The following is a 21,238-nucleotide window of genomic DNA, read 5'->3' on the forward strand; positions in this document are numbered from 1 at the left end:
TGTAGACACGCGACACAATGATTGCTTAAATAGAAATGCATGTCTTTGTTGTAATTAACTACGGCGCATTCGTATCAAGGTAACTGGGGTTATGTTGGTCGTGCTGTTAGCTTAATTTGAGGCATAAGGGATTAAGTACCTCACCCATTTTGCTATTAGCATTGGGATACAACAGGATAATAATAATGAAACTGAATAAAACCTTACTCGCCATGGGTATCGCATCTAGCGTGGTTATTGTTGGTTGCGGTGACGACACTCAATACGGTAAAACTCCTCAAGTCACACCTGAGCCTGAAGCCGCTCCTCTACTGCAAGCTTTTGCCCCTAATGGCACTTTAAAAGCGCAAATTCGTCGTACCCAATATGGGGTGCCGCACATTACCGCTGACAATTTAGAAAGTCTTGGTTTCGGTAACGGTTATGCCCAAGCGCAGGATAATTTATGTGTGATGGCGGATGGATTTATCAAAGCCAATTCAGAACGGTCGATGTACTTTGGTCCTCATGCATCGCTTGATTTTACAACTGGTCTTCCGACCAGTGAAGATAATGGTAACCTCATTTCCGACTTTGCATATAAAGCGTTAAAAATACGCCAGCTTGCTGAAAACCAATATTCGCAGTTTAGTTATAATTCGCGAGCACTAATGGAAGGGTTTAGTGCTGGATATAATCAATATCTTAGTGACATAGAAGCCGGGACTCAAACTGGCGAGCCATTTTGCGCCGGTCAGCCGTGGGTTAAACCCATTACCGGTGTTGATGTGGCCAGCTATTTATTTTCTATTGCATTATTACCTGGTGCGGCAAACTTTTTAGATTTGATTTTTTATGCTAACCCCGGTGATGGCCAAGAATATTTACCGCGTATAGTGGGGCCGGCACCGTCTGCAGCACAGACCGCGTTTGTACATGATATGAACAACACCTTAATTGCCCGTGCGGCAAACATTACCACTCCAGAAACGAATCCTCGTAATTTGGGATCTAATGGTTGGGGATTAGGCAAAGACAAAACCGAAAATGGCAAAGGTATGGTGTTGGGTAATCCACATTTTCCGCATACTGGTAATTTACGCTTTTGGCAGTCACATTTAACTATACCAGGACAAATGGATGTGATGGGCGGTTCGTTAGTCGGTATGCCAGGGTTGGTTAACATAGGCTTTAACAAAGATGTTGCTTGGACGCATACCTTTTCTACCGCCGAACACTTTGTAATGTATAACCTTGAGTTAGTTTCAGGTGATAGATTGCAATATTTGTATGACGGGTCGCCATTGCCGATCACCAAAGAAACGGTTTCGATATTAGTTAATGGCGGCGCGGCAGGCATGCTGGTGGCGGAAAAAGATATTTATACCACAGCTAAAGGTCCAATGGTTGAAGCGCCGCCCACATTAGCGCCGTTTGGGTGGGATGATGGCCAAGCTTTCTTTATTCAAGATGCCAATATGGCCAACAAAGATCCGATTGATCATTGGTTAGCCATGAACCTCGCTAGCAATAAAGATGAATTTCAACAAGCGTTTAAAAATTATGATGGGGTAATATTCAATAACACCATGTATGCCGATAAAGAAGGTAATGCATTTTATATTGATGATTCTACTGTGCCGGGTTTTTCTGATTTAATGATCGATATTATTAGAACCACCCCAGCGATTGTTGCGGCTAAAGCACAGGCGGGATTTACTATTTTACCTGGTAATACCTCCGCATTTAGTTTTAGCGAGCCTATGCCTTACGAGCGTGCGCCCAAGCTTGAGCGAAGTGACTTTGTACAAAATTCAAATAACTCATTTTGGTCGACCAACCTTGCTGCTCCTTTAGAAAACTTCTCTCCTTTATACGGACCAGAACGAGGCCCATTGTCGCTCCGCACTCGCATGGGGTTAACCTTAATGAATGATGCTGCGGGTGATGACGGGAAATTTAATATTGACGAATTAGAAGCTGCTTTGTTATCTAACCGCGCCTATCTCGCTGAAATTGTGTTAACTGATTTAATTAGCCAATGTGATCAACAAGGTTCTACGCCTGTGATGGTGAGTGCAACATTGTCTAAAGATATCTCAGCATCGTGTGCAGCATTAAAAGCCTGGAACGGTAAACAAGATAATGACAGTAAAGGGGGAGCGTTAATTCGTGAGTTTGCCCATCAATTTGATCAAAATACTATGTTAACTGAGCCGTTTGATTATATGAGCGCCGCAAGCACACCTAATAAGCTTAATACTGATGGCAGCGCATTAATGGCTTTAGCCCATGCGGCGTTGAATCTCGAAGCGGCAGGCTTTGCTGTTGATGCTGCATTAGGGGACGTGCAATTTGTTGAAAAGTCACTCCCTGATGGCAGTGCTTCTAGGGTTAAGTTACCTTGGCCTGGTAGTCATAATGCTGAGGGGGGATTCAACGTATTTTCAACCAGCTTATCTGGTGATGACACCTTAATCCCTCAACATAAATACGCACCAGTATTAGATGTTGTGACAGGTAAAGCGACAGCATCAGGATTAACCGCACAAGGATATCAAGTGCGTTATGGTTCAAGTTGGATGATGACCGTCAGCTTTACTGATGATGGTCCTAAAGCAAAAGGCATTTTGACTTATTCGGAATCGAGTAACGTACTAAGCCCGAGCTTTTCTGATCAGAGTGAATTGTATTCTACACAAAAGCAGTTACGTCCGTTGTTATTCACTGAGGCAGAGATCCAAGCATCACTTGAATCCACTACAGAGCTGACCTACCAACGAAATTAGTAGTGGTCAGACCAAATAAACCAACCTGTTAGTTGCAGGTTGGTTTTCCATCAACAATTAACTAAGTTTGTGATTAAAATCAATAAAGCTATCAAATTAGCCCCATTCTGTGCCGCTTTTAGATTATCAACCCCTACTTTGGTATAAGAAGACCTAGCTTGACCTATTCTTGTAACTACAACAAACTCACAACTAAATATTATTATAATTAATGGGATAACAAAACAATGTTGATTTTTCTTATTTGTATTGGCGTGCTGCTGCTTGCATACAAGTTTTATAGTCCGTTTGTAGAACGACAAGCTGGTATTGACCCTAACGCAAAAACCCCCCAAGCGCGTTTTGAAGATGGTGTTGACTATGTTCCTGTTCATCCAGCGAAAGCGTTTTTAATTCAATTTCTTAATATTGCCGGAGTTGGACCGATATTCGGCCCCATTTTAGGTGCGTTGTACGGCCCTATTGCACTGGTGTGGATTGTGCTGGGTAATATACTGGGTGGTGCAGTACACGATTATTTTTCTGGCGTAATGAGCATTAAGGAAGACGGTAAAAGCTTACCTGAAATTGCAGGGCATTATTTTAACATCTACTTTAAAGCGGCCATGTTGATCTTTACCGCTATGCTGCTGTTCTTTGTTGGCGTGGTGTTTATCATGAGCCCAGCAGGTTTGCTGAGTAACTTAGATTATTTTAAAGATACTATTTTTGCTAATAATACCTTTTGGGTATTAGTTATTTTAGCTTACTACTTCTTCGCAACATTACTGCCGATAGACAAAATTATTACTAAGCTTTATCCCTTTTTTGGCGCGCTAATGATTGTGATGACAACCTCTATTGCAGTGGCGTTATTAATCCATGCGCCACAACTACCAGAATTTGGCGATGTATTTGCTTATTTTAATCACAGCCACTACAACAATGATTTATTAGAGCCTAATCCAGACGGTTTACCTGTATGGCCATTATTGTTTGTGACCATTACTTGTGGTGCCATCAGTGGTTTCCATTCAACGCAAGCTCCGATTATGGCCCGTTGTTTAACCAACGAAAAGTATGTTCGTCCAGTGTATTATGGCGCCATGGTTGCTGAAGGTATTGTTGCTTGTGTATGGGCAACAGCGGGTATTGCTGCATTCCCTGGTGGTTATGTTGAGCTAAAAGCTATTCTTGCTCAAGGTGGCCCAGGTATGGTGGTTAATCAAGTCGCAACCACTTACTTAGGTGTTATCGGTGGTATTATGGCGGTTATCGCGGTTGCTGTATTCCCTATTACATCTGGTGATACTGCATTTAGATCGTTACGTCTAACCATTATCGATGCGTTTAAAATTCCACAAAGCATGACTAACCGTCTGTTAGTTGCGGTACCTGTGTTAATTATCGCTTACTTTATGACCAAAATTGACTTTACGTTAATTTGGCGTTACTTCGCATTCTCTAATATGTTGTTATCTACCAGCGTATTGTGGCTAGCGACTAAGTATCTGTTTGATCGCGGCGCGTTCCATTGGATTGTTAGTCTGCCTGCTATTATCGGTACTTGTGTGACTTTGTCGTACATTTTAACTGCCGGTATTGGCTTAGGTTTTCCACAAGAGATGAGCCAGCCAGCGGGTATCGTGGTGGGGGTAGTGTGTCTTATTGCTCTGATTATTGCGCACAACAAGCGTAAAGTGACTCCTGCTGCATAATTTTTTACAGCGTTAATTCATTCAAAGGGCTGCTTAATGCAGCCCTTTTTATTGTTCAGCTAAAAATCGATGTGATTAGTGACCCACACGATCAAGCTTTTGTATCAGTTCCATCTTAATACTATTGGGTGTTTGGCTGTGCCAGTAGCCACTGACGTAAGCAAATAGCGGTAACATAAACATAGTGGTCAGCAACACTATTAATATCCCTCTGGCGGATAGCTGAATACCATTACGAGTACTAAATTGTAGAGCTTGTTTTTTTGGACAGGCTGATACACAACGCATACAGGCTTGGCACTCGTCGGAGCGAATATTTTTTTGAGTATGCACTGATATATTAGCAGGGCATGCGCGAGTACATTTATCGCAACTCATGCCTTTGGCATCAATTAAACAATGTTGAGTATCGCGGCGTATTTTGAATGGGCTTAAAAAACTGACAATACCTAACAGTGCGCCATAGGGGCAAATATAACGGCAAAAACCTTGGCGACGCCATGCTGCTAAGACAAAGATAATACTAAAACCTATTAGTGCAACTATGGATGGCATCATAAAAAATACAGCCATTTTTAAGTCAGCTACTTTGTGATAATTGCCCTCTAAGTAGTGTGGAATACTTGCCGATGGCATAGAAATGACCAAATAAAGCAGCGCTGCGAGTAGCAAATACTTGACCATTCTCAGTGGCCAGTCAATCCATGCTGGTGGTAATAGTTCAGCATGAATAACACGCTTTCTTAGTTTATACAGGTATTCACCAGCAAGTCCCAGCGGGCAAGCCCAACCACAAAAAGCGCGTTTGCACACCACACCGGTCAGTAGGACGACACAGAGCATCACTACCGCCGCGGGGTGATTTTGATCCCATAGGCCTAAGGTTAAAATTGCTTTAAGTTCTATGCCGCCAGCAATAGGTAAAAATGCATCACCGATATCGGGTCGCATTAACCAAGGTGTTTCTCCTGCATATAATAAGCCTGCGTTGATGGCATATTGCACCCCGACTAATAACATCGCCAGGGCAAAAAAATGTTGGCAAATTTCACGTACTTGGTTGGGTCTACCTTCAGCATTAGCAAATGCAGGTTGGTATTGCCCTACTGCGGTGACGATTAATACTGACACGAGCAATAGGAGCAATAATGGCCAAAAAAAACTGGCTAAGGTGGCACCAAGTAATAATGCTCCGCTAGCGAGTGCCCCCCATTTTTTGCCACTCCAATACAGTAGGCTAGTGCTATACACTAGGGCTAGCATTAAGGTGATTGATTCAATTGTGCTCATTATCCAATGCCTGTGCTGTGGTTCTCTCGGTTAATAATGATAAAACCTCAGCATTCAAGCGAATGTGAGTTGGGTCGCCAAACTTAATAATAGTTTTCTAAATATATGATCTATATTGGTTTGTTTTATTTATGTAAACATTGTTAAGTCTTGTGTTAATTAGCTTGTTTCAATTGATTGTCATTAACCTGTCTTATTTTTTCGTTAACGTATTAAGATGATTTTGTGACAGTAAAAAGTGGCTAATGGCTAGGTTTTCATTTGAGCATTCCTTCGAGATAGATACCTTAAAGCGCTTGATTGCTCAGCATCAGCAGCAATTTCGCCATCAGTCCTTGGCAGATTTATATTACCGTGGTGAAAAATTGTCGGTTACAGCCATTGAGCTAGGTCAACAGCAACAGCCATGTCCTACGGTATTGTTTGTTGGCGGGGTCCATGGGGTTGAGCGCATCGGTGCCCAAGTGATTTTGGCCTTTTTAGACAGCTTACTCAATCGGTTACCATGGGATACTCACTTACAGCAATTATTGCAACACGTGCGCTTAGCCTTTGTCCCCGTGGTGAATCCGGTTGGCTTTTTGCGTGGCAGCCGAGGCAATGGTAACAATGTTGATTTAATGCGTAATGCTCCCATTGATTCAGATGAAGACGTGACCTTTCTTGTCGGCGGTCAGCGACTTTCGCCGCGTTTGCCTTGGTATCGAGGGCAAAATGGTATGGAGCTAGAAACCCATGCGTTAGTGAGCTATGTGCAACAATTACAGCAAGACAGCAGCAGTGTTATGGTGCTCGATGCTCACTCAGGTTTTGGTTTACAGGATCATTTGTGGTTTCCACATGCGCATACTCGACAACCCTTTGAAGGAATAGGTTATATTTATCAGTTAATGCAGTTGTTCGAAAAAGGCTATCCGCATCACAGCCATTATCAGTTAGCACCTCAAAGCCATTTCTACCGAACCCACGGTGATATTTGGGATTATTTGGTGGCGAGTAATGTCAGCGGGAAACCGTTTATTCCGTTAACCTTAGAAATGGGCTCGTGGGCTTGGGTACGTAAAAATCCACGTCAGCTATTTAACTTCTCTGGTTATTTTAATCCGCAAAAAACACATCGGCATCAACGTATTTTACGCCGTCACCTGGTATTAATGCAGTTCATTATAGATGCAGCTTATGCGCAAATTATTGAACAAATAAAACCCCAACAACTGACGCAATTGACTCAACAAGCTAAGCGCTTCTGGTCTAAAAAGGCTAAGTGAGGATAAACGATGACCACCTTAGTGTTACTCAGAGGCTTAATGCGCGACAGCCGCCATTGGTATGGTTTTGATCAGCGTTTAAACCAGCAAGGGCTCAATGTCATTTGTGTTGACTTGCCCGGTAATGGCCTATTAGTCAATCAACCTAGCCCAGGTAAGATGCAAGACTATTGCGAGGCGGTGTGGCAACAAATTGATGCCGCTTTGCTCAAGCAGGCCATGCGGCCAAGCCAAGTTAAGTTGGTCTTGGTGGGATTATCGATGGGCGGTATGTTGGCGCTAACCATGGCGGCGCAGTGTCGCTCACGAATTCAGCATGTGGTGTTAATTAACAGCAGTGCGGCCAACTTGTCGCCTTGGTATTATCGGTTTCAATGTGTCGGCTTAGTGACCTCTATAACGCATGTTTTGCTGAGGTTTTTGCGCTCTGGCTTAGCGAGCTCTCAGCAAGCCAACACAGGCAAAGGTCACTGGTTAGAAGCGATTGTCGTTGATTTTACCAGCAGGCATTTTAGTCACAACATTGAAGTGATTAATGCTTGGAGTTTACTGAGATTGCAATGCCATACATCATTTATCAATGGACTAAGGCAATTGTACGCTTCGGCCCGTTTTCATAGTCCTGAATTGAATAACATACCGGTCAGCGTGATAGTCGCCAATCAAGATAAGTTAGCTCACCCCAAATGCAGCGAACAGTTAGCGCTATTTTATCAAACACAGTTACATAAAATGGATGATTGCGGCCATGATGCCAGTCTCGATCAGCCACTGAAATTACAACAACTATTACTGGATATTATTCGTTAGAAGTCATTTATTAGGGCTTATCGAATCGTGATTAGTGACTCTAGCTTGCTTGCCATTTTTTTATGTCTTGCTGCCAAGCATTGGCGGTAAAGTCGATAAATGCTCTGACGACGGTTTGTTGATAACTGCGTGACAAATACACGGCCCATATGGTTTTACCTGGTACCGTCAGTTGGGGTAATACTTCAACCAGTTCTTGGCGTTCAAGGTAGCCATTGGCTAAATCGGTAGGTAAACACACTATGCCATTGCCGCGACGGGCTGCATTGATTAATACGCCCATGTCGTTGGCTTGTAAATTACCGCTCACATCCAATAGGTGAGGTTGTGAGTCTGCAATTATTTCCCAGCGTTGCTGACTAGAGTGGCGCAAACAGTTGTGTTGCAATAAGTCATTAACCGATTCGATGGCTGAGTGTTTGGCGAGATAGTCTGGGGAGGCGCAAATGACGCTATCGATGTGCATTAAGCGTCTAACTATTAAGCTTTCATCTGGCTGATGGGTGTAACGCAGGGCGATATCAATCCTGTCGTTAACTAATTGTGAGACATTATCCGACAGTAATAGTTGTATATTAACCTGAGGATGTTGCAGGCAAAAAGCCTCAACTACGTCATACAGTTTGTGTTGCCCAAGTCCAATGGGCGAGGCGATACGGATACTGCCTACCAGTTCATTATTATGACTATTGGCGCGACTCTCCATCGCGGTGACTTCACTTAAAATACGCTGGCAATAATTCAGTGCTTCTTCGCCTTGTAAGGTAAGACTCACTTGGCGAGTGGTGCGATGTAATAATCGCAACCCTAACCATTGCTCAACTTCTTTGATATGGCGTGACACTTGTAAACGGCTTAAACCTAGTTGCTCGGCAGCTTGGGTAAAGCTGCCACAACTGGCCACTTCCACAAAGCTGCGTATAGCAGATATTTTGTCCATAACATCATCCTATCGCGACAGCCAAAGGTTATAAGCTTTCTATATTTTCCAATAGGTTATCGGCTTTGTTAATAATGGCCTGTTGCGTGTGCGCATCCATTTTTTGCCAGTTTTTATACACCATAGTCATGCGAGGGTTGTGTTGAAATTTCTCTTGATGGCGTTGAATAAAATGCCAATATAAACTGTTGAATGGGCAGGCATTATCTTCTGTCTTGAGTTTGACATTGTAATGGCAGCTTTTGCAATAGTCGCTCATTTTGTTCAAATAGTTACCGCTGGCGGCATACGGTTTGGTGGCCACAATGCCGCCGTCGGCAAATTGAGTCATCCCGCGGGTATTGGGCATTTCGACCCATTCGATGGCATCAATGTAAATGCCCAAATACCACTGGTCGACGTCATCTGGATTGATACCCGCGAGTAAACTAAAACAGCCCGTGACCATTAACCGTTGAATATGGTGGGCATAAGCATAATCGAGCGACTGTTTTATGGTGTGGTGCATGCAATTCATCTTAGTGTTGGCGGTCCAAAAATACTCCGGCAGGGGTCGTTGTGCTTGCAAGGCATTTTGCGTCGCGTAGTCGGGCATATTGATCCAATAAATACCGCGGACATATTCGCGCCAACCGAGTATTTGGCGGACAAAACCCTCTACTTGGGCCAGTGAAATATCATCTTGATGCGCTTGCCAATGGGCGATAACTTTATTGATGACTTCGCTAGGTGAAATCATTTTGCTGTTAAGCGCAAACGATAATCTTGAGTGATATAGACTCCAATCCGCACGACTATTTTCGGTCATTGCATCTTGAAAATGACCAAAGCGGATTAATAAATTCTGGCAAAAAAAGTCAAGTAACTCACGTGATTGGCGTCGATTAAGCGGCCATAATAATTGGCTTTCTGCTTTGCCTATAGTGTTGATATTATGACGCTTAAGTCGGGCTAAAATATCACTGACGTCATTGGCAAACATTAATGGTGCAGGAATATCGCCAAGGTCATTCTTTTTAAAGCTGGCACGGTTTTGCTGGTCAAAGTTCCACTGGCCTCCCAAAGGTTCTCCATCTTGCATCAGCACATTAAAACGTTTGCGCATCCGCCGATAAAAGAACTCCATTTTGGCGTGTTTTTTCGGGGTGAATTCAGTTTGAATATCGCTAAACGGCAGTAAAAAATGTTCACTGTCAGTGCTATTGATAGCAATGCCTGGTAGTAAAAGAGAGCCCAATTGCTGGGCTAAACGGTATTCGTCAGCGTGTTGGTATTGAAAATGGGTTAATTGATGCGTTGCAGTAATGTGTTCAAGCAAGGCGGGTAGGTCTGCATAGTGCTGGGTTTCATCTAAGGTCAGGTACAAAACTTGATGACCACTCTTGGCTAAAGCCTGTGCAAATTGCGCCATAGAGGCAAAAAAGGCGCAGACCTTTTGCACATGATGAGTGACGTAGCTTGCTTCTTGTCCCAACTCGGCAATCAAATACACCACATTAGGATCGACTTGTTTAAACCAGGAGTGTGACGCATTAAGTTGATCGCCCAAGATGAGTCTCAATGTGCTGGTTTCCGGCAATAATGTTGGTGAAGCATTGGTGTAAAGTGTCGTCATGGTGATTACCTTTATTCAGATTTATGTCGGCGACAGCGTTCAGAACAATATTTAACCTTGTCCCAATCTTTAGCCCATTTTTTACGCCACGCAAACGGGCGTTGGCAAACTAGACAGACTTTATGTTCAAGATGGAGTTTTTTATGTGTCATGACTGTCTTTAGCCTGAGTTGTTGTGGCTATCGGTTTGCCCTTAGTTCGTTTTCGCTTAGGGCTAACATGACGACCTAATACTGCAGCGATATGGCGTTTAACTTGAGGTTGATCGCGATATGACCACAAGCGATCGCGGGCAATTTGTGATGCCAGAGTAAGATCTATCATAGGTTCAGGGTAATCACGGCCTAAGATTAGATCATTGAAAATAGCTTCCATTGGCGGTTGCAGCCAAGGTTGATGAATATACTCATTGGGTAAGTTAGTGAGCTCTGGGCACCACAATCGAATAAACTCCCCGCGTGGATCTTGGTCTTGTGACTGCTTGATGGGATTGTATAAGCGTATGGTGTTAATGCCTGTCACCGAGGCTTGCATTTGCAGTTGCGGGTAATGGATCCCAGGTTCAAAATCGAGAAAATAATTGGCTAACGGTAAGCTAGCATGTTGCCACGCAATGTTTAAATGATGGGTCACAAAACTGACCAACATGGCGCGCATTCTAAAATTGATATAACCAGTCTCTCGTAAACAGCGCATGCAGGCATCAATAATGGGGATCCCCGTTTGGCCTTCAGCCCAGCGCTGAATATCTTGCGCTACGTTGTCGTCACTGCGATAAGGATAATCTAAATACCCAGGGTTTACCGGGGTGAATTCCATACTGCATTGGCTTTCAAATTTCTGCATAAAGTGGCAATGCCAATGTAGGCGCGACATCATCGCCAATAAAGGCTTTTTCCACGCTTTATTGCTGGTTTGTACTGCGTTATAACGGGTTAATGTCGCTTGATACACTTGCTTTAAACTGATGTTTCCCCATGCTAAATAAGGTGATAAGCGTGAACAGTGGCTGCGACTTAAGCTCGGGCTCGAAATACTGCGTTGGTAGTCTTTACCACGGTAGCTTAGAAAACTGCTCAGTATTGCTCTAGCCGCTTTAGGACCACCCGTTTGGAATTGATCATTGTCTGTAATGATGGCCTGATCGATAAGCGGAGTATGGTAGTTGTCGAGCTTTTGCAGCTGACATTGTTGCCAATTGGGGATCGCAATAGGGCTGTTCATCACTTGTTGCCAGTGTTGATCCCAGGCTTGACGATGCTTGCGCCCTCGAACTACCGCACCTGTTGGTGATTGTTGCCAAGGGATCTGTTGCTGATGACACCAGAGTGCCACCGCTTTATCGCGCTCAAAGCTGTTGTGTAGACCAATCTCTTGATGGCTGAACATAGTGTTAATTTCAAACTGTTGTGATAACTCGTCCAGTAAATCAATTATTGGTACACAAAAGACATACACCTGACCATTAAATCGCGCCAGTTGTTGATTCATATCTTGCAGCGACTGCCACACAAAGCGCCAATGACGTTGATTATAATGCGAGTCAGCCAGCATAAAGGGTTCAAAATCATAAATGAGCAAGCAGGGTAAATCATGGTTAAACGCATCGACCAGCGGCTGATGATCAGACAAGCGCAAGTCGCGTTTAAACCAGACGATATTAATAGCCTGTTTGATCGTGTCGGGCATGGCGCCAAAAATCTCATGGTGAATTAGGCTATTAGATACGCATTAGCACGCCGTTTAGATTGCTTTAAACTACACAATTATGATTTATTTTGTATCTCTAAATGAAACAATTAAGCGCAATAAGTGATATTTATCTCGGATTATGTTGTCTATACACTGGCTTCATTGTTAATTAATAGAGCGAGACAAAACATGAAACTAGCAGTATTAGGCGCAACAGGTTGGATTGGTGGCACTATCATGCAGCAGGCTATTAGCCGTGGTCATGAAGTGGTTGCCGTCGTTCGCGACGCCAGCAAAGTCAGTCAAGATGTGGCCGTACGAACACTTGATTTAACCACTATGACAAGCGATGCCATAGCTAGCGCATTTGCCGACGTTGATGTGGTGATAGCGTCAATCGGCGGCCGCGCCGCACAAAATCATCAAGTGGTAGCACAAACCGCACAGCAATTATTACAGCACTTACCTCAAGTAGGCACACCGCGTTTGTTGTGGGTCGGTGGTGCTGGTAGTTTAGAAGTCGCGCCAGGCGTGGCGTTAGTGTCAACAGCAGAATTCCCTGAAGAATATAAAGCCGAAGCCATCGCCCAAGGTGAAGCATTGGCAGTATTCCGCGCTACCGATTCTGCTATCAAGTGGACTTATGTTAGTCCCGCCGCCTTTATCTTCCCTGGCGAGTCCGAAGGCCCGTACCGTGTAGGTGGTGATGAATTCTTTACTGATGCAGACGGCCAAAGCCGAGTGTCAGTAGTCGATTACGCCAAAGCCATGTTAGATGAAGCCGAAAATGCCAAGCATATTAATCAACGTATTAGCGTTGCTTACTAAGTTTATTGAGTGTGCTGATTTATAGAAACAGGCCTAAAACTATACGTAAAGGCTATGCTCTAAAAACGATGCTATTGATAGCATTTTGAGTTTAACGGTACATGCCAGATAACCATGAAACAATCATTTATCATCGTTAAATGGGTACTAGGCACTACCTATTATCTTATATAAATCATAGCTATAATAAAAAGGGTGCCAAAATTATTGGCACCCAGTAGCCTTAACCTTTTTTCTTTCTAGGTTTGACTATCTCTGTCGTATTTGACTCTTTTTTCAATTTACGTTTTTCTTTTAACGATAACAATGGTTTTTTCATTTCATGCTTAGACATATTATCACCTAATAATAAATAAAATATTAATAATGCTTATTTAATGCAATAAACGAGATTGTTGAAATAAATAACCCATCGCCCTCCTTAATCATCTGTCAGAGTTAATGCGTAGCTTAATTTAAAAATTTAAGCGTAGATTACCTTTCTACTCAGAATAACGTTTCTCAACCATTTAATAAGATTGTGAGACATGACTATTTAATAAATCTATTTTTAACAGTCAATATAATTAAAATTCGCCATTCTAAGCGAGCTTAAAACTATAGCAACTCAATGATTTAATTAAAGATGAGTATTTTTTTGATCTGTAAAAACAGATGGGCGTAAAGGGACGCCCGCTTAAACGGGGAATTCTAGGGCGAAGCTCCCTAAAAAAATAATAGAATAAAATATAAGAATTGATATTTTCATAACGTCAATATAGCAGCTTAAATAATAACTTCAAGCAAATTTGTGGAAATAAAAAAGATAACAGTAACCTTAGTAATTTAAATATATGACAAGTCATGAAACCATCAGTTTTCGCTAGATTTAATAAAATTACGGTCACATCGTTATGGTCTGCTATTGATTGAAATCGCTTAATGATGAGTATGCACAATTGGTAACGTCAGTGGATCCAACCCGCTAAATCTCTCGACCCAACATACACAGATTTTTAACAACATTTAGATTAACATTTCTGGGTAAAAAGCTTCGGGATAACATTTTTAGGATAAAAAAGGCTCAATGATGTATTACATCAGAAGGTGAAACATTTAGTAAGAGCATGATATATATTTCTATGAAAAATATATCATGCTCTTAGGTTTTAATATTAAGCTTATAAGGTTCAAGTGATTGATTTTATTTCAATTTTTTAGATTTAATTTCAACGTGTATCAATAATTTCGAGCTTAGCGGTTGTATTCGCCAGCTCTTTCAGGTTGATAGAAAATTTCTTTAATTTTAATTTTTATTAACCCTCCACCAGGCTTAGGCCATTCAATTTCATCACCTTGAGAAAGCCCAAGTAACGCACTGCCAACAGGTGCAAGAATAGATATTTTATCACCACTTAAATCAAGGTCTTTGGGATAAACAAGAGTCATCATAAATTCATCACGAGACGATTCGACAGTAAATTTAACTGTTGAATTCATCGTCACAATTGTAGGCGGCACTTCCGTTGGTTCAACTATATTTGCACGGGCGAGCTCTTCTTCTAGCTCACTAATGCCGACCATTTTTTTTGTCGGTAATGACTCAATTAACTTAAAGAGTCTTATAGAATCCAGTGACGAAATAGTTATTTCAGGTCGGTTACTCATTTATCCCTCAAACAGTCCAGTAATTAATGCTTTAAAATTCACCTTATGATCAAACTTTAATTTAAAAGAAAGTTTAATGAGGTAAAATATATTGATTATAAAATTTATGTACGATCTGAGATGCTATCCCTAATACATTAAAAATACCTTAATAAATTTAATTATTAATCTATAGTGATAAAATATATACGTCGCCTAAATAATTAACCATAAGGACATCAATAAAGCTACTATCACTACCGCCCTCGGTATTTTTATGTATTATCCCATTGATGGCAAAACTCAATAAAGCTTTTCAGCAGCGGGCTATGGTATTTGTCTTTATGAACCACTAACCAAAATGGTCGTTGCATATTAAGATGATTGCTCGCTTGAGGTAGATCCAGCCGAACTACGCGGCCATCGTTAATGGCATATTGTGCCGCTAAAGTAGATAAGCAACCTAAGCCGAGTCCCGCGGAAACACTGTTAATTAGCGCTTCTGTAGTATTAAGTTCAAACACTTCATGCCACGACGCTATTTGCGGCGCTATGGTATGTAAAAAAAACTCTCGCGAGCCTGATCCTGCTTCACGTAATACCCATTCACTGTGTTCTAAATGGCTAAATTTGCACTTAGCTTGTTGGCTTATAGGTAACTGAGGCGCTGCGATAATACACATCTCATCATGGCTGAATTGAGTAGCGATAAGTTCTGGATGATGACTTTTCCCTTCGATCAAGCCGATATCTAGTTCGTAATCCAGCAGTTTTTGGCAAATAAGCCGTGAATTAGAAATCACCACACTTTGCGAGAAATGCTGATATTGCTGCCGAAATTGGCTCAATAACCCCGGAACAACATGGTTCCCTAGGGTGTCACTGGCACCTATTTTCAATTGACCTGAAAAAGCGTGGTCTGCATCAAACAATTGGCTGATGTTATTTGCTCTACTAAGCAGCTCGTCGGCCAGAGGTAACAGCTTGTGACCTTCTTGATTAAGAATTAAGCGGTTGTTAACCCGATCAAATAGCGCATGCCCGAGTTGTTTTTCTAATTCTGCCAGTGCCATGCTCACCGCTGCTTTAGACAAATATAACGCCTCGGCTGCTGCCGTTAGGGTTTTATGTTGAGTAATGCTGCTAAAAACATTGAGCTGTTTGAGTGAAATATTCATCGCGCCTGACTTAGTGAAGGTATTGGCTAATAAACCGATAAAATGGCGGCAGTGACTTTTAAACCGCTAATCGTTTAGTTTTTCTGAACGTGTGTTCCGTATAATTGGATATATATAAACAAAGTGCAAGCGTAATATTGGCTTATTCTCTGATGGGTAGTTTGAGGTTGTAATGATTCGAACAGTAAAAAATTCACTAATGGCCGTACCAACGCCGATGGCAGGGCTGGCGTTGGGCATTGCAAGTTTAGGTTGGAGTTGGGAAAACCTTTTGGATTTGCACCATTATGGACAATGGTTCTCGGCTGCTATTGCCAGTGTGTTGTTACTGATTTTGAGTGGTAAATTTATATTACATTCAAACCTATTGCGTCAAGATCTTGCTCATCCTGTGGTAGGCAGTGTGGTGCCTACCTTTGCCATGGCATTAATGGTGGTATCAAATTCGTTGGGCCATGTCTCTGCGCTAGCGGGTGATTTATTATGGTCATTTGCGGTATTGCTGCACATTAGTTTTTTAGTGGGGTTTATTTATCATCGCAGTAAGCAGTTTTCATTAACTCACATGGTACCGAGTTGGTTTGTTCCGCCGATTGGCATTGTGGTTGCCGACGTTTCTTTTTCAGGTAATGAGCATTTATTATGGGTTGCACATGGGGCACTGTTTTTTGGAATGTTGTGCTATGCGGTGATGTTACCCATGATGCTTTACCGTCTTATTTTTAGAGAACAAATTCCCGATGCAGCTAAACCAACACTAGCCATTCTAGCCGCGCCAGCCAGCTTATCTTTAGCAGGCTATCTAACCATTACTCAGCAACCGTCTCCGGTGATCGTTGGGCTATTATTTGGTATTGGGGTGTTAATGACGGCAATTATTTATCTGTCATTTTTTAAGTTATTACGGCTTCCTTTTAGCCCTGGTTACGCCGCTTTTACCTTCCCTATGGTGATAGGTGCGACTGCGTTATTTAAAATGTCGGTATGGATGGAAAGCATCGGTATTGCAAACGAGTATGTACAGCAAATTCATGCTTTAGCAGAACTTGAACTGCTTGTCGCTACTGTGGTGGTCAGTTATGTTTGTCTGCGATACCTGCATTTTTATCAGCCAAAGAAGGTACAACTGGCTTCTTAATTTGCAATAAATATACTATAGGTCAATGCCTTCACTAACACTGTATGCGGCATTTAATATGAGCGAACCAGCATGACTCCAGCAATTGAAATGGCGAAAAAGCATAAAATAGATTTTGAAGTGCATGAATATCATCATGATACTAATAGTGAATCTTATGGTTTAGAAGCGGCGCAAAAACTGGCTGTACCCACTGCACAGGTGTTTAAAACCTTGGTGGTGAGTGTGGATAATCAATCGCTGGTGGTTGGCATTGTGCCTGTATCATCGATGCTGAGTATGAAGTTAATCGCTAAAGCTGCGGGTGCTAAAAAAGCCCACATGGCAGAAGCATTAGCAGTAGAGCGTTCGAGCGGTTATGTATTAGGTGGTGTTAGCCCATTAGGTCAAAAAAAGCGTTTAATGACAGTGATTGACGCCTCTGCGCAGCAGTTCGATTGTATCTATGTCAGCGCTGGCAAAAGAGGCTTAGAGATTTCACTAAGCCCAGCCGATTTACAATGCTTACTCAATGCTAAGTTTGCTGATATTTGCGCTCAAACATAATGACATTTGCCATTAACTAACCGCGATGCCTTTGTGTGGGGCTCAAGCAGCTGATCATTGCACTATCAAGAGTCAAACTAGTAAGATCCACTTCAGCAATCATAGTGATACAGGATTATTAATTTATTTTTGCTTTAAACTCTGCTTGAGTTTGGTTATTGGCTTTTTGGTACCAATAATCCAGCATTCTCATCACTTCTGCTTGGGTGATATCTTCAGCTGTAACTTCAATTACGTCAGCGCTCGGGCTAATGACCTGACTACTGTGATCGCTTGCTATGGTTGCCCCAGATACAGGATTAAGTGATGGGTTGATTACAGTGCTAGACGCGACAGCCGCTATGGCAGCAGAAGCATTATATTGAGCCATTTCTTGGACAAAATCGCGTCCAATTTGTAAGCCTGATTTAATCAATTTATCTTGGGTAAATGCAATCTTGTTACCACTGCTATCGGTTAATGTTATGGCTGGTTTTAGATTAAATTTTTTGGCACTTGCCGCTGAGTTTATTGGCGGTAGCGTTAATCGATAATCTTGCTCACTGGCGTTAAAGCGCAAGACAATTACGTCAGAGATAAAGTCATTTTGGCTACCATTATCGCGGTAACGAGCTTGATAGCGAAAGGCTATTTGCTGCATACCATTAGGCAGAGTTGAGTCTAGCAATACCTTAGACTGTTGGTGTGATGCCTTATTATTGACGAATACCGTTTCGGTTCTGTCGGGCAAATGCAAACTAGCCGCGATAGCGTATTGGCTGAATAAACTAAAGCAAAGTAACGCGATAATGCTACGCATAATGTGATTCCGTGTAGATTGATTAAGTGGTTGTGAATGCTGGGCGATAATGCTCTGGTAATTCAAAGGTTTTTAGACTGTGACTGATGGGGCATACAAAGCGGAAAAAACACGATGTTAGCGCTAAATCGGGGCAATGTTCAGCACCATTTCCATGTAAACGGTCGCCCACTACCGGATGGCCAAGACTAGCCATATGAATCCGAATTTGATGTTTACGTCCTGTGTCTATTTTTACTTGCACCTTGGATTGATCCAACGCAGCGTCGTAGGTGAGTAAAGTGGCGTATGATAGCGCGGGCTTATTATCAACAGGGCTATCAATGGTAATGGGCTTGCTCGGAAATGCACCTTCAACAATCACTTGATAGTATTTTTCTAATGCACGTGTTTCAAATAGTTTAGCGATGGCTGCAGTGGTTTTTTTACTGTGTCCAAGCACTAATAAACCGGTTGCAGCGCGGTCCAGACGATGAATAATAAACGCATTGCGTTGCGGTTGTAAGTTCAACTCGGCGTAGCGGTTGATGGTGGTGTGATCACTCCACTTTGAACCTTGGCAACGCATACCATAAGGCTTATACCAAATACTGTATTCACCTTCATCAAACAGTAACTCTGCTGGAGCAACTTGTTCGTCTAAAATATATTGATTGTAATAAAGATGCAGTTTATCTCCGGGTTGCAGAGGTTTTTTCGCGCGACGAATACGATTGGTTTGCTTGCCGTGACTGTGCCATATAGCGCCTTTTTGCATGGCATCTTTTAGCACTTGTTTACTCAAACCACTGGTTTGTGCCAGTAAATTGATAGCATCAGTACCATGTTCAGTTACATCAATATGGTATTCAGTTTTATCTACAATCATTTGCAACTCTATAGATCCATTCGGTACACGGTCATTTAGGGGTAAATGTTACCTTATTTGGCTGCTGTATGTTTATTAGTTAATGAAACTTTCTCTTGAGTCGCGTATCTGGGTATCATCTGCGGCAAAGTTGTTTTAGCATAATGCGACAAAACATAGCAGCAATTGGAGTAGGTAATTTGGAACACATCATTTGGGATCTTGACCCTGTGCTGATCTCGTTCATGGGGTTAAAGGTTCATTGGTATGGGGCATTATTTGCGTTAGCGATTGCGACTGGCTTTCAAGTGATGAAGCGCATTTACACAAAAGAGGGTTTAGATGTTGAATCTCTCGACAACCTGCTGGTTTATTGTGTGGTCGGCATTATTGTTGGTGCGCGTTTAGCCCATTGTATTTTCTACGATCCGAGTTATTACTTGGCACATCCGTTGAAAATTTTCGCCATTTGGGAAGGGGGACTTGCCAGCCATGGTGGTGGACTAGGGGCGATATTGGCCTTGTATTATTACCAGCGCAAAGTGAAGTTACCGTTTTTATTTTTACTTGATCGTTTAGCGATCGCGACTGCCATATTTGGCTTTTTTGTGCGTTTGGCAAACTTTGCTAATTCAGAGATTATAGGTGATCCAACCACGCAGCCATGGGGCATTATTTTCAAGCGGATTGATATGATACCGCGTCACCCTGCGCAACTGTATGAGTCGTTTGCTTATTTATTGATATTTGTTGGCCTTTACGCCATTTATAAATATACCAATATGAAGCAAAAGCACGGTGCGATATTTGGCGTGTTTTTAGTGTCGGTCTTTAGTGCGCGTATTGCGATTGAAAGCGTTAAAGTCAGTCAAGCGGCCTACCATGAATCAATACTCAGTGCCGGACAATGGTTAAGCTTACCGTTTTTATTCACTGGCATTGTATTGCTGATTATGGCTTACCGTAAACCCAGTTAAGCGCTGAGATACTATATAGAATCTATAACAAAAACGTCCTATGCCAGATGGCATAGGACGTTTTTTTACAAGGATGATTTAGCCATAAGTGACTTATTTATCCTACTGTTATTTTCTATAATGGTTTCATACCAGCAGGCAAATATTTAAAGCGCTGCATTTGTTCGTAATGCGTGTTGACAATTTTTTGCACTTGTTCAGTCGTGAGTTTAGTTTTCCACTGATGCTTGCCACCATTTCTAAAGAAGGCATTAGCATTTTCGTGTTTCTCTACAAAGCCGCGTTTATTTTCTTGGGCTTTTAGTTGTGCGAAAGAAGAGTGCTTAATGGCATTTTTTAATCTAACAGGATCCTTTTTCAAGCCTAAAAATGACTCCACTTTTCTGAAGGCTTTTTTGGGGTCATCCAAAATATCTTCGTAGCGTAAAATCAACTTTGAAGCATCATCGGCGGTCCAACTAGACACGTGCATAGACCAAGAGGTAATGATTTGCGGCACATGTGGTACTTCATTTGGTGTGCCAGTCATTTCTTCTGCCATATAAGCTATGGCTTCATCTATGGTGTAATCAAAGTAATTGGCCATTGAAATGGCCACATCTAGCGGGTTACGGACCACATAAATTGCCCCTGATGTTACCGTCGAATTATGCAGTGGCTGGCTATTATATTCGCCCAAGTAGTTGTGGGTTTTGACAAATGTAGTGCCATTGGCTTGGTGAGCAATATCAGCCTGAACCTGTGGCCTCAGTACACTAATTTCTTCTAAAGTCAGTTCGGTGGTGGCCGTTTTATCTTTGGGTAAATAAGGTCGATAACGGTGCGCAGCCGATTCCGCTGTCGAAATGGTGTGCATGGTATTGATGTCGATTGGCTGATCTTGATTTTGAATGTAATTTTCTAAAAATGCACGCACCCAGGTATTACCCGATTTAGGGTAAGAGGCCACCCAAAGTATGTTTCCCATCCGTAATCCTTTGTTATTATTTTTGCGTCGTTCAATACTGTAAAACTACCGATAATTGTCCGAAATGGCAAGTTTACTGGGGTGTTTAGCGAGGAATTAGAGTGTGATTATAGCGATGATAATATCACTCAATGTAAACCTTGTTATGCATATCACCCTTGATCCCCCACGGTTTATTGTTAAGTAATAAGATTGATTGCTTTACATCAAATTGCGAGCAAATGTAACATGCTTGTTAATGAATGCCTTGCG

General features: G+C 42.1%; 18 protein-coding genes. 8 read left to right on the top strand and 10 right to left on the bottom strand.

Annotated features, from left to right (window positions below; translation table 11 throughout):
* Window positions 1–185: 185 nt before the first annotated feature.
* Both GW828_RS07550 and GW828_RS07555 read left to right on the top strand, forming a co-directional pair.
* The gene (locus GW828_RS07550) at window positions 186–2,768 is read left to right on the top strand and encodes an acylase (protein WP_273059365.1); all 2,583 of its coding nucleotides are present in this window, start codon (window positions 186–188) and stop codon (window positions 2,766–2,768) included.
* Window positions 2,769–2,995: 227 nt separating this feature from the next.
* Entirely contained in the window at window positions 2,996–4,465 is a 1,470-nt protein-coding gene (locus tag GW828_RS07555; protein ID WP_124015514.1) for a carbon starvation CstA family protein, read from the top strand.
* A 75-nt stretch (window positions 4,466–4,540) separates the two neighbouring features.
* Here the strand turns inward: GW828_RS07555 and GW828_RS07560 are convergent, their stop codons facing one another.
* On the bottom strand, window positions 4,541–5,755 hold the full coding sequence (locus tag GW828_RS07560; RefSeq protein WP_273059362.1) for a 4Fe-4S binding protein: 1,215 nt from the start codon (window positions 5,753–5,755) through the stop codon (window positions 4,541–4,543).
* A 245-nt stretch (window positions 5,756–6,000) separates the two neighbouring features.
* On the opposite strand from GW828_RS07560, the gene GW828_RS07565 reads away from it, so the two are divergent.
* Together GW828_RS07565 and GW828_RS07570 are read left to right on the top strand one after the other, a co-directional pair.
* Complete coding sequence (locus GW828_RS07565) at window positions 6,001–7,023, top strand: DUF2817 domain-containing protein (RefSeq protein ID WP_124015516.1); 1,023 nt, start codon at window positions 6,001–6,003, stop codon at window positions 7,021–7,023.
* 9 nt (window positions 7,024–7,032) lie between these two features.
* A complete protein-coding gene (locus GW828_RS07570; protein ID WP_182697524.1) occupies window positions 7,033–7,833 on the top strand; it encodes an alpha/beta fold hydrolase in 801 nt (266 codons plus the stop codon).
* Window positions 7,834–7,873: 40 nt separating this feature from the next.
* Here the strand turns inward: GW828_RS07570 and GW828_RS07575 are convergent, their stop codons facing one another.
* Genes GW828_RS07575 through GW828_RS07590 form a run of 4 tightly spaced genes read right to left on the bottom strand, consistent with a single transcriptional unit; the run spans window position 7,874 to window position 12,077 of the window.
* A complete protein-coding gene (locus GW828_RS07575; RefSeq protein WP_273059359.1) occupies window positions 7,874–8,773 on the bottom strand; it encodes a LysR family transcriptional regulator in 900 nt (299 codons plus the stop codon).
* Window positions 8,774–8,801: 28 nt separating this feature from the next.
* Window positions 8,802–10,388, bottom strand: a complete 1,587-nt coding sequence (locus GW828_RS07580; RefSeq protein ID WP_273059357.1) for a cryptochrome/photolyase family protein — start codon at window positions 10,386–10,388, stop codon at window positions 8,802–8,804.
* An 11-nt stretch (window positions 10,389–10,399) separates the two neighbouring features.
* Window positions 10,400–10,540: a DUF2256 domain-containing protein gene (locus GW828_RS07585; RefSeq protein ID WP_182741590.1), complete on the bottom strand. Its 141-nt coding sequence runs from the start codon at window positions 10,538–10,540 to the stop codon at window positions 10,400–10,402.
* Window positions 10,530–12,077 (bottom strand): cryptochrome/deoxyribodipyrimidine photo-lyase family protein, encoded by a 1,548-nt coding sequence (locus GW828_RS07590; RefSeq protein ID WP_273059355.1) that lies wholly within the window; start codon window positions 12,075–12,077, stop codon window positions 10,530–10,532. Before GW828_RS07590 ends, GW828_RS07585 begins: the two co-directional genes overlap by 11 nt.
* A gap of 192 nt (window positions 12,078–12,269) precedes the next feature.
* Here GW828_RS07590 and GW828_RS07595 point away from each other — a divergent pair, with 192 nt between their 5' ends.
* The gene (locus tag GW828_RS07595; RefSeq protein ID WP_273059353.1) at window positions 12,270–12,908 is read left to right on the top strand and encodes an NAD(P)-dependent oxidoreductase; all 639 of its coding nucleotides are present in this window, start codon (window positions 12,270–12,272) and stop codon (window positions 12,906–12,908) included.
* Window positions 12,909–14,141: 1,233 nt separating this feature from the next.
* Here GW828_RS07595 and rnk read toward each other — a convergent pair.
* Together rnk and GW828_RS07605 are read right to left on the bottom strand one after the other, a co-directional pair.
* Entirely contained in the window at window positions 14,142–14,555 is a 414-nt protein-coding gene (rnk, locus tag GW828_RS07600) for a nucleoside diphosphate kinase regulator (protein ID WP_124015522.1), read from the bottom strand.
* A gap of 254 nt (window positions 14,556–14,809) precedes the next feature.
* Window positions 14,810–15,712 (bottom strand): LysR substrate-binding domain-containing protein, encoded by a 903-nt coding sequence (locus GW828_RS07605; protein ID WP_182722667.1) that lies wholly within the window; start codon window positions 15,710–15,712, stop codon window positions 14,810–14,812.
* Window positions 15,713–15,884: 172 nt separating this feature from the next.
* Here GW828_RS07605 and GW828_RS07610 point away from each other — a divergent pair, with 172 nt between their 5' ends.
* Both GW828_RS07610 and ybaK read left to right on the top strand, forming a co-directional pair.
* Window positions 15,885–16,850 carry a TDT family transporter gene (locus GW828_RS07610; protein WP_273059350.1) on the top strand — a complete coding sequence of 322 codons (966 nt, stop codon included), beginning with the start codon at window positions 15,885–15,887 and terminating at the stop codon, window positions 16,848–16,850.
* A gap of 72 nt (window positions 16,851–16,922) precedes the next feature.
* The gene (ybaK, locus tag GW828_RS07615) at window positions 16,923–17,396 is read left to right on the top strand and encodes a Cys-tRNA(Pro) deacylase (RefSeq protein WP_273059348.1); all 474 of its coding nucleotides are present in this window, start codon (window positions 16,923–16,925) and stop codon (window positions 17,394–17,396) included.
* A 118-nt stretch (window positions 17,397–17,514) separates the two neighbouring features.
* Here the strand turns inward: ybaK and GW828_RS07620 are convergent, their stop codons facing one another.
* Both GW828_RS07620 and GW828_RS07625 read right to left on the bottom strand, forming a co-directional pair.
* Complete coding sequence (locus GW828_RS07620; RefSeq protein WP_273059346.1) at window positions 17,515–18,195, bottom strand: YccT family protein; 681 nt, start codon at window positions 18,193–18,195, stop codon at window positions 17,515–17,517.
* Between the two features lie 22 nt (window positions 18,196–18,217).
* Window positions 18,218–19,063: a pseudouridine synthase family protein gene (locus GW828_RS07625; RefSeq protein ID WP_273059344.1), complete on the bottom strand. Its 846-nt coding sequence runs from the start codon at window positions 19,061–19,063 to the stop codon at window positions 18,218–18,220.
* Window positions 19,064–19,242: 179 nt separating this feature from the next.
* On the opposite strand from GW828_RS07625, the gene lgt reads away from it, so the two are divergent.
* Complete coding sequence (gene lgt / locus GW828_RS07630) at window positions 19,243–20,019, top strand: prolipoprotein diacylglyceryl transferase (protein WP_124015528.1); 777 nt, start codon at window positions 19,243–19,245, stop codon at window positions 20,017–20,019.
* A 115-nt stretch (window positions 20,020–20,134) separates the two neighbouring features.
* On the opposite strand, the gene GW828_RS07635 is transcribed toward lgt, so the two are convergent.
* Window positions 20,135–20,986, bottom strand: coding sequence for a sulfotransferase domain-containing protein (locus GW828_RS07635; protein ID WP_124015529.1), 852 nt, complete (start codon window positions 20,984–20,986; stop codon window positions 20,135–20,137).
* Between the last annotated feature and the right edge of the window lie 252 nt (window positions 20,987–21,238).

This window comes from Shewanella vesiculosa (assembly GCF_009994065.1).
GTDB lineage: Bacteria > Pseudomonadota > Gammaproteobacteria > Enterobacterales > Shewanellaceae > Shewanella > Shewanella vesiculosa.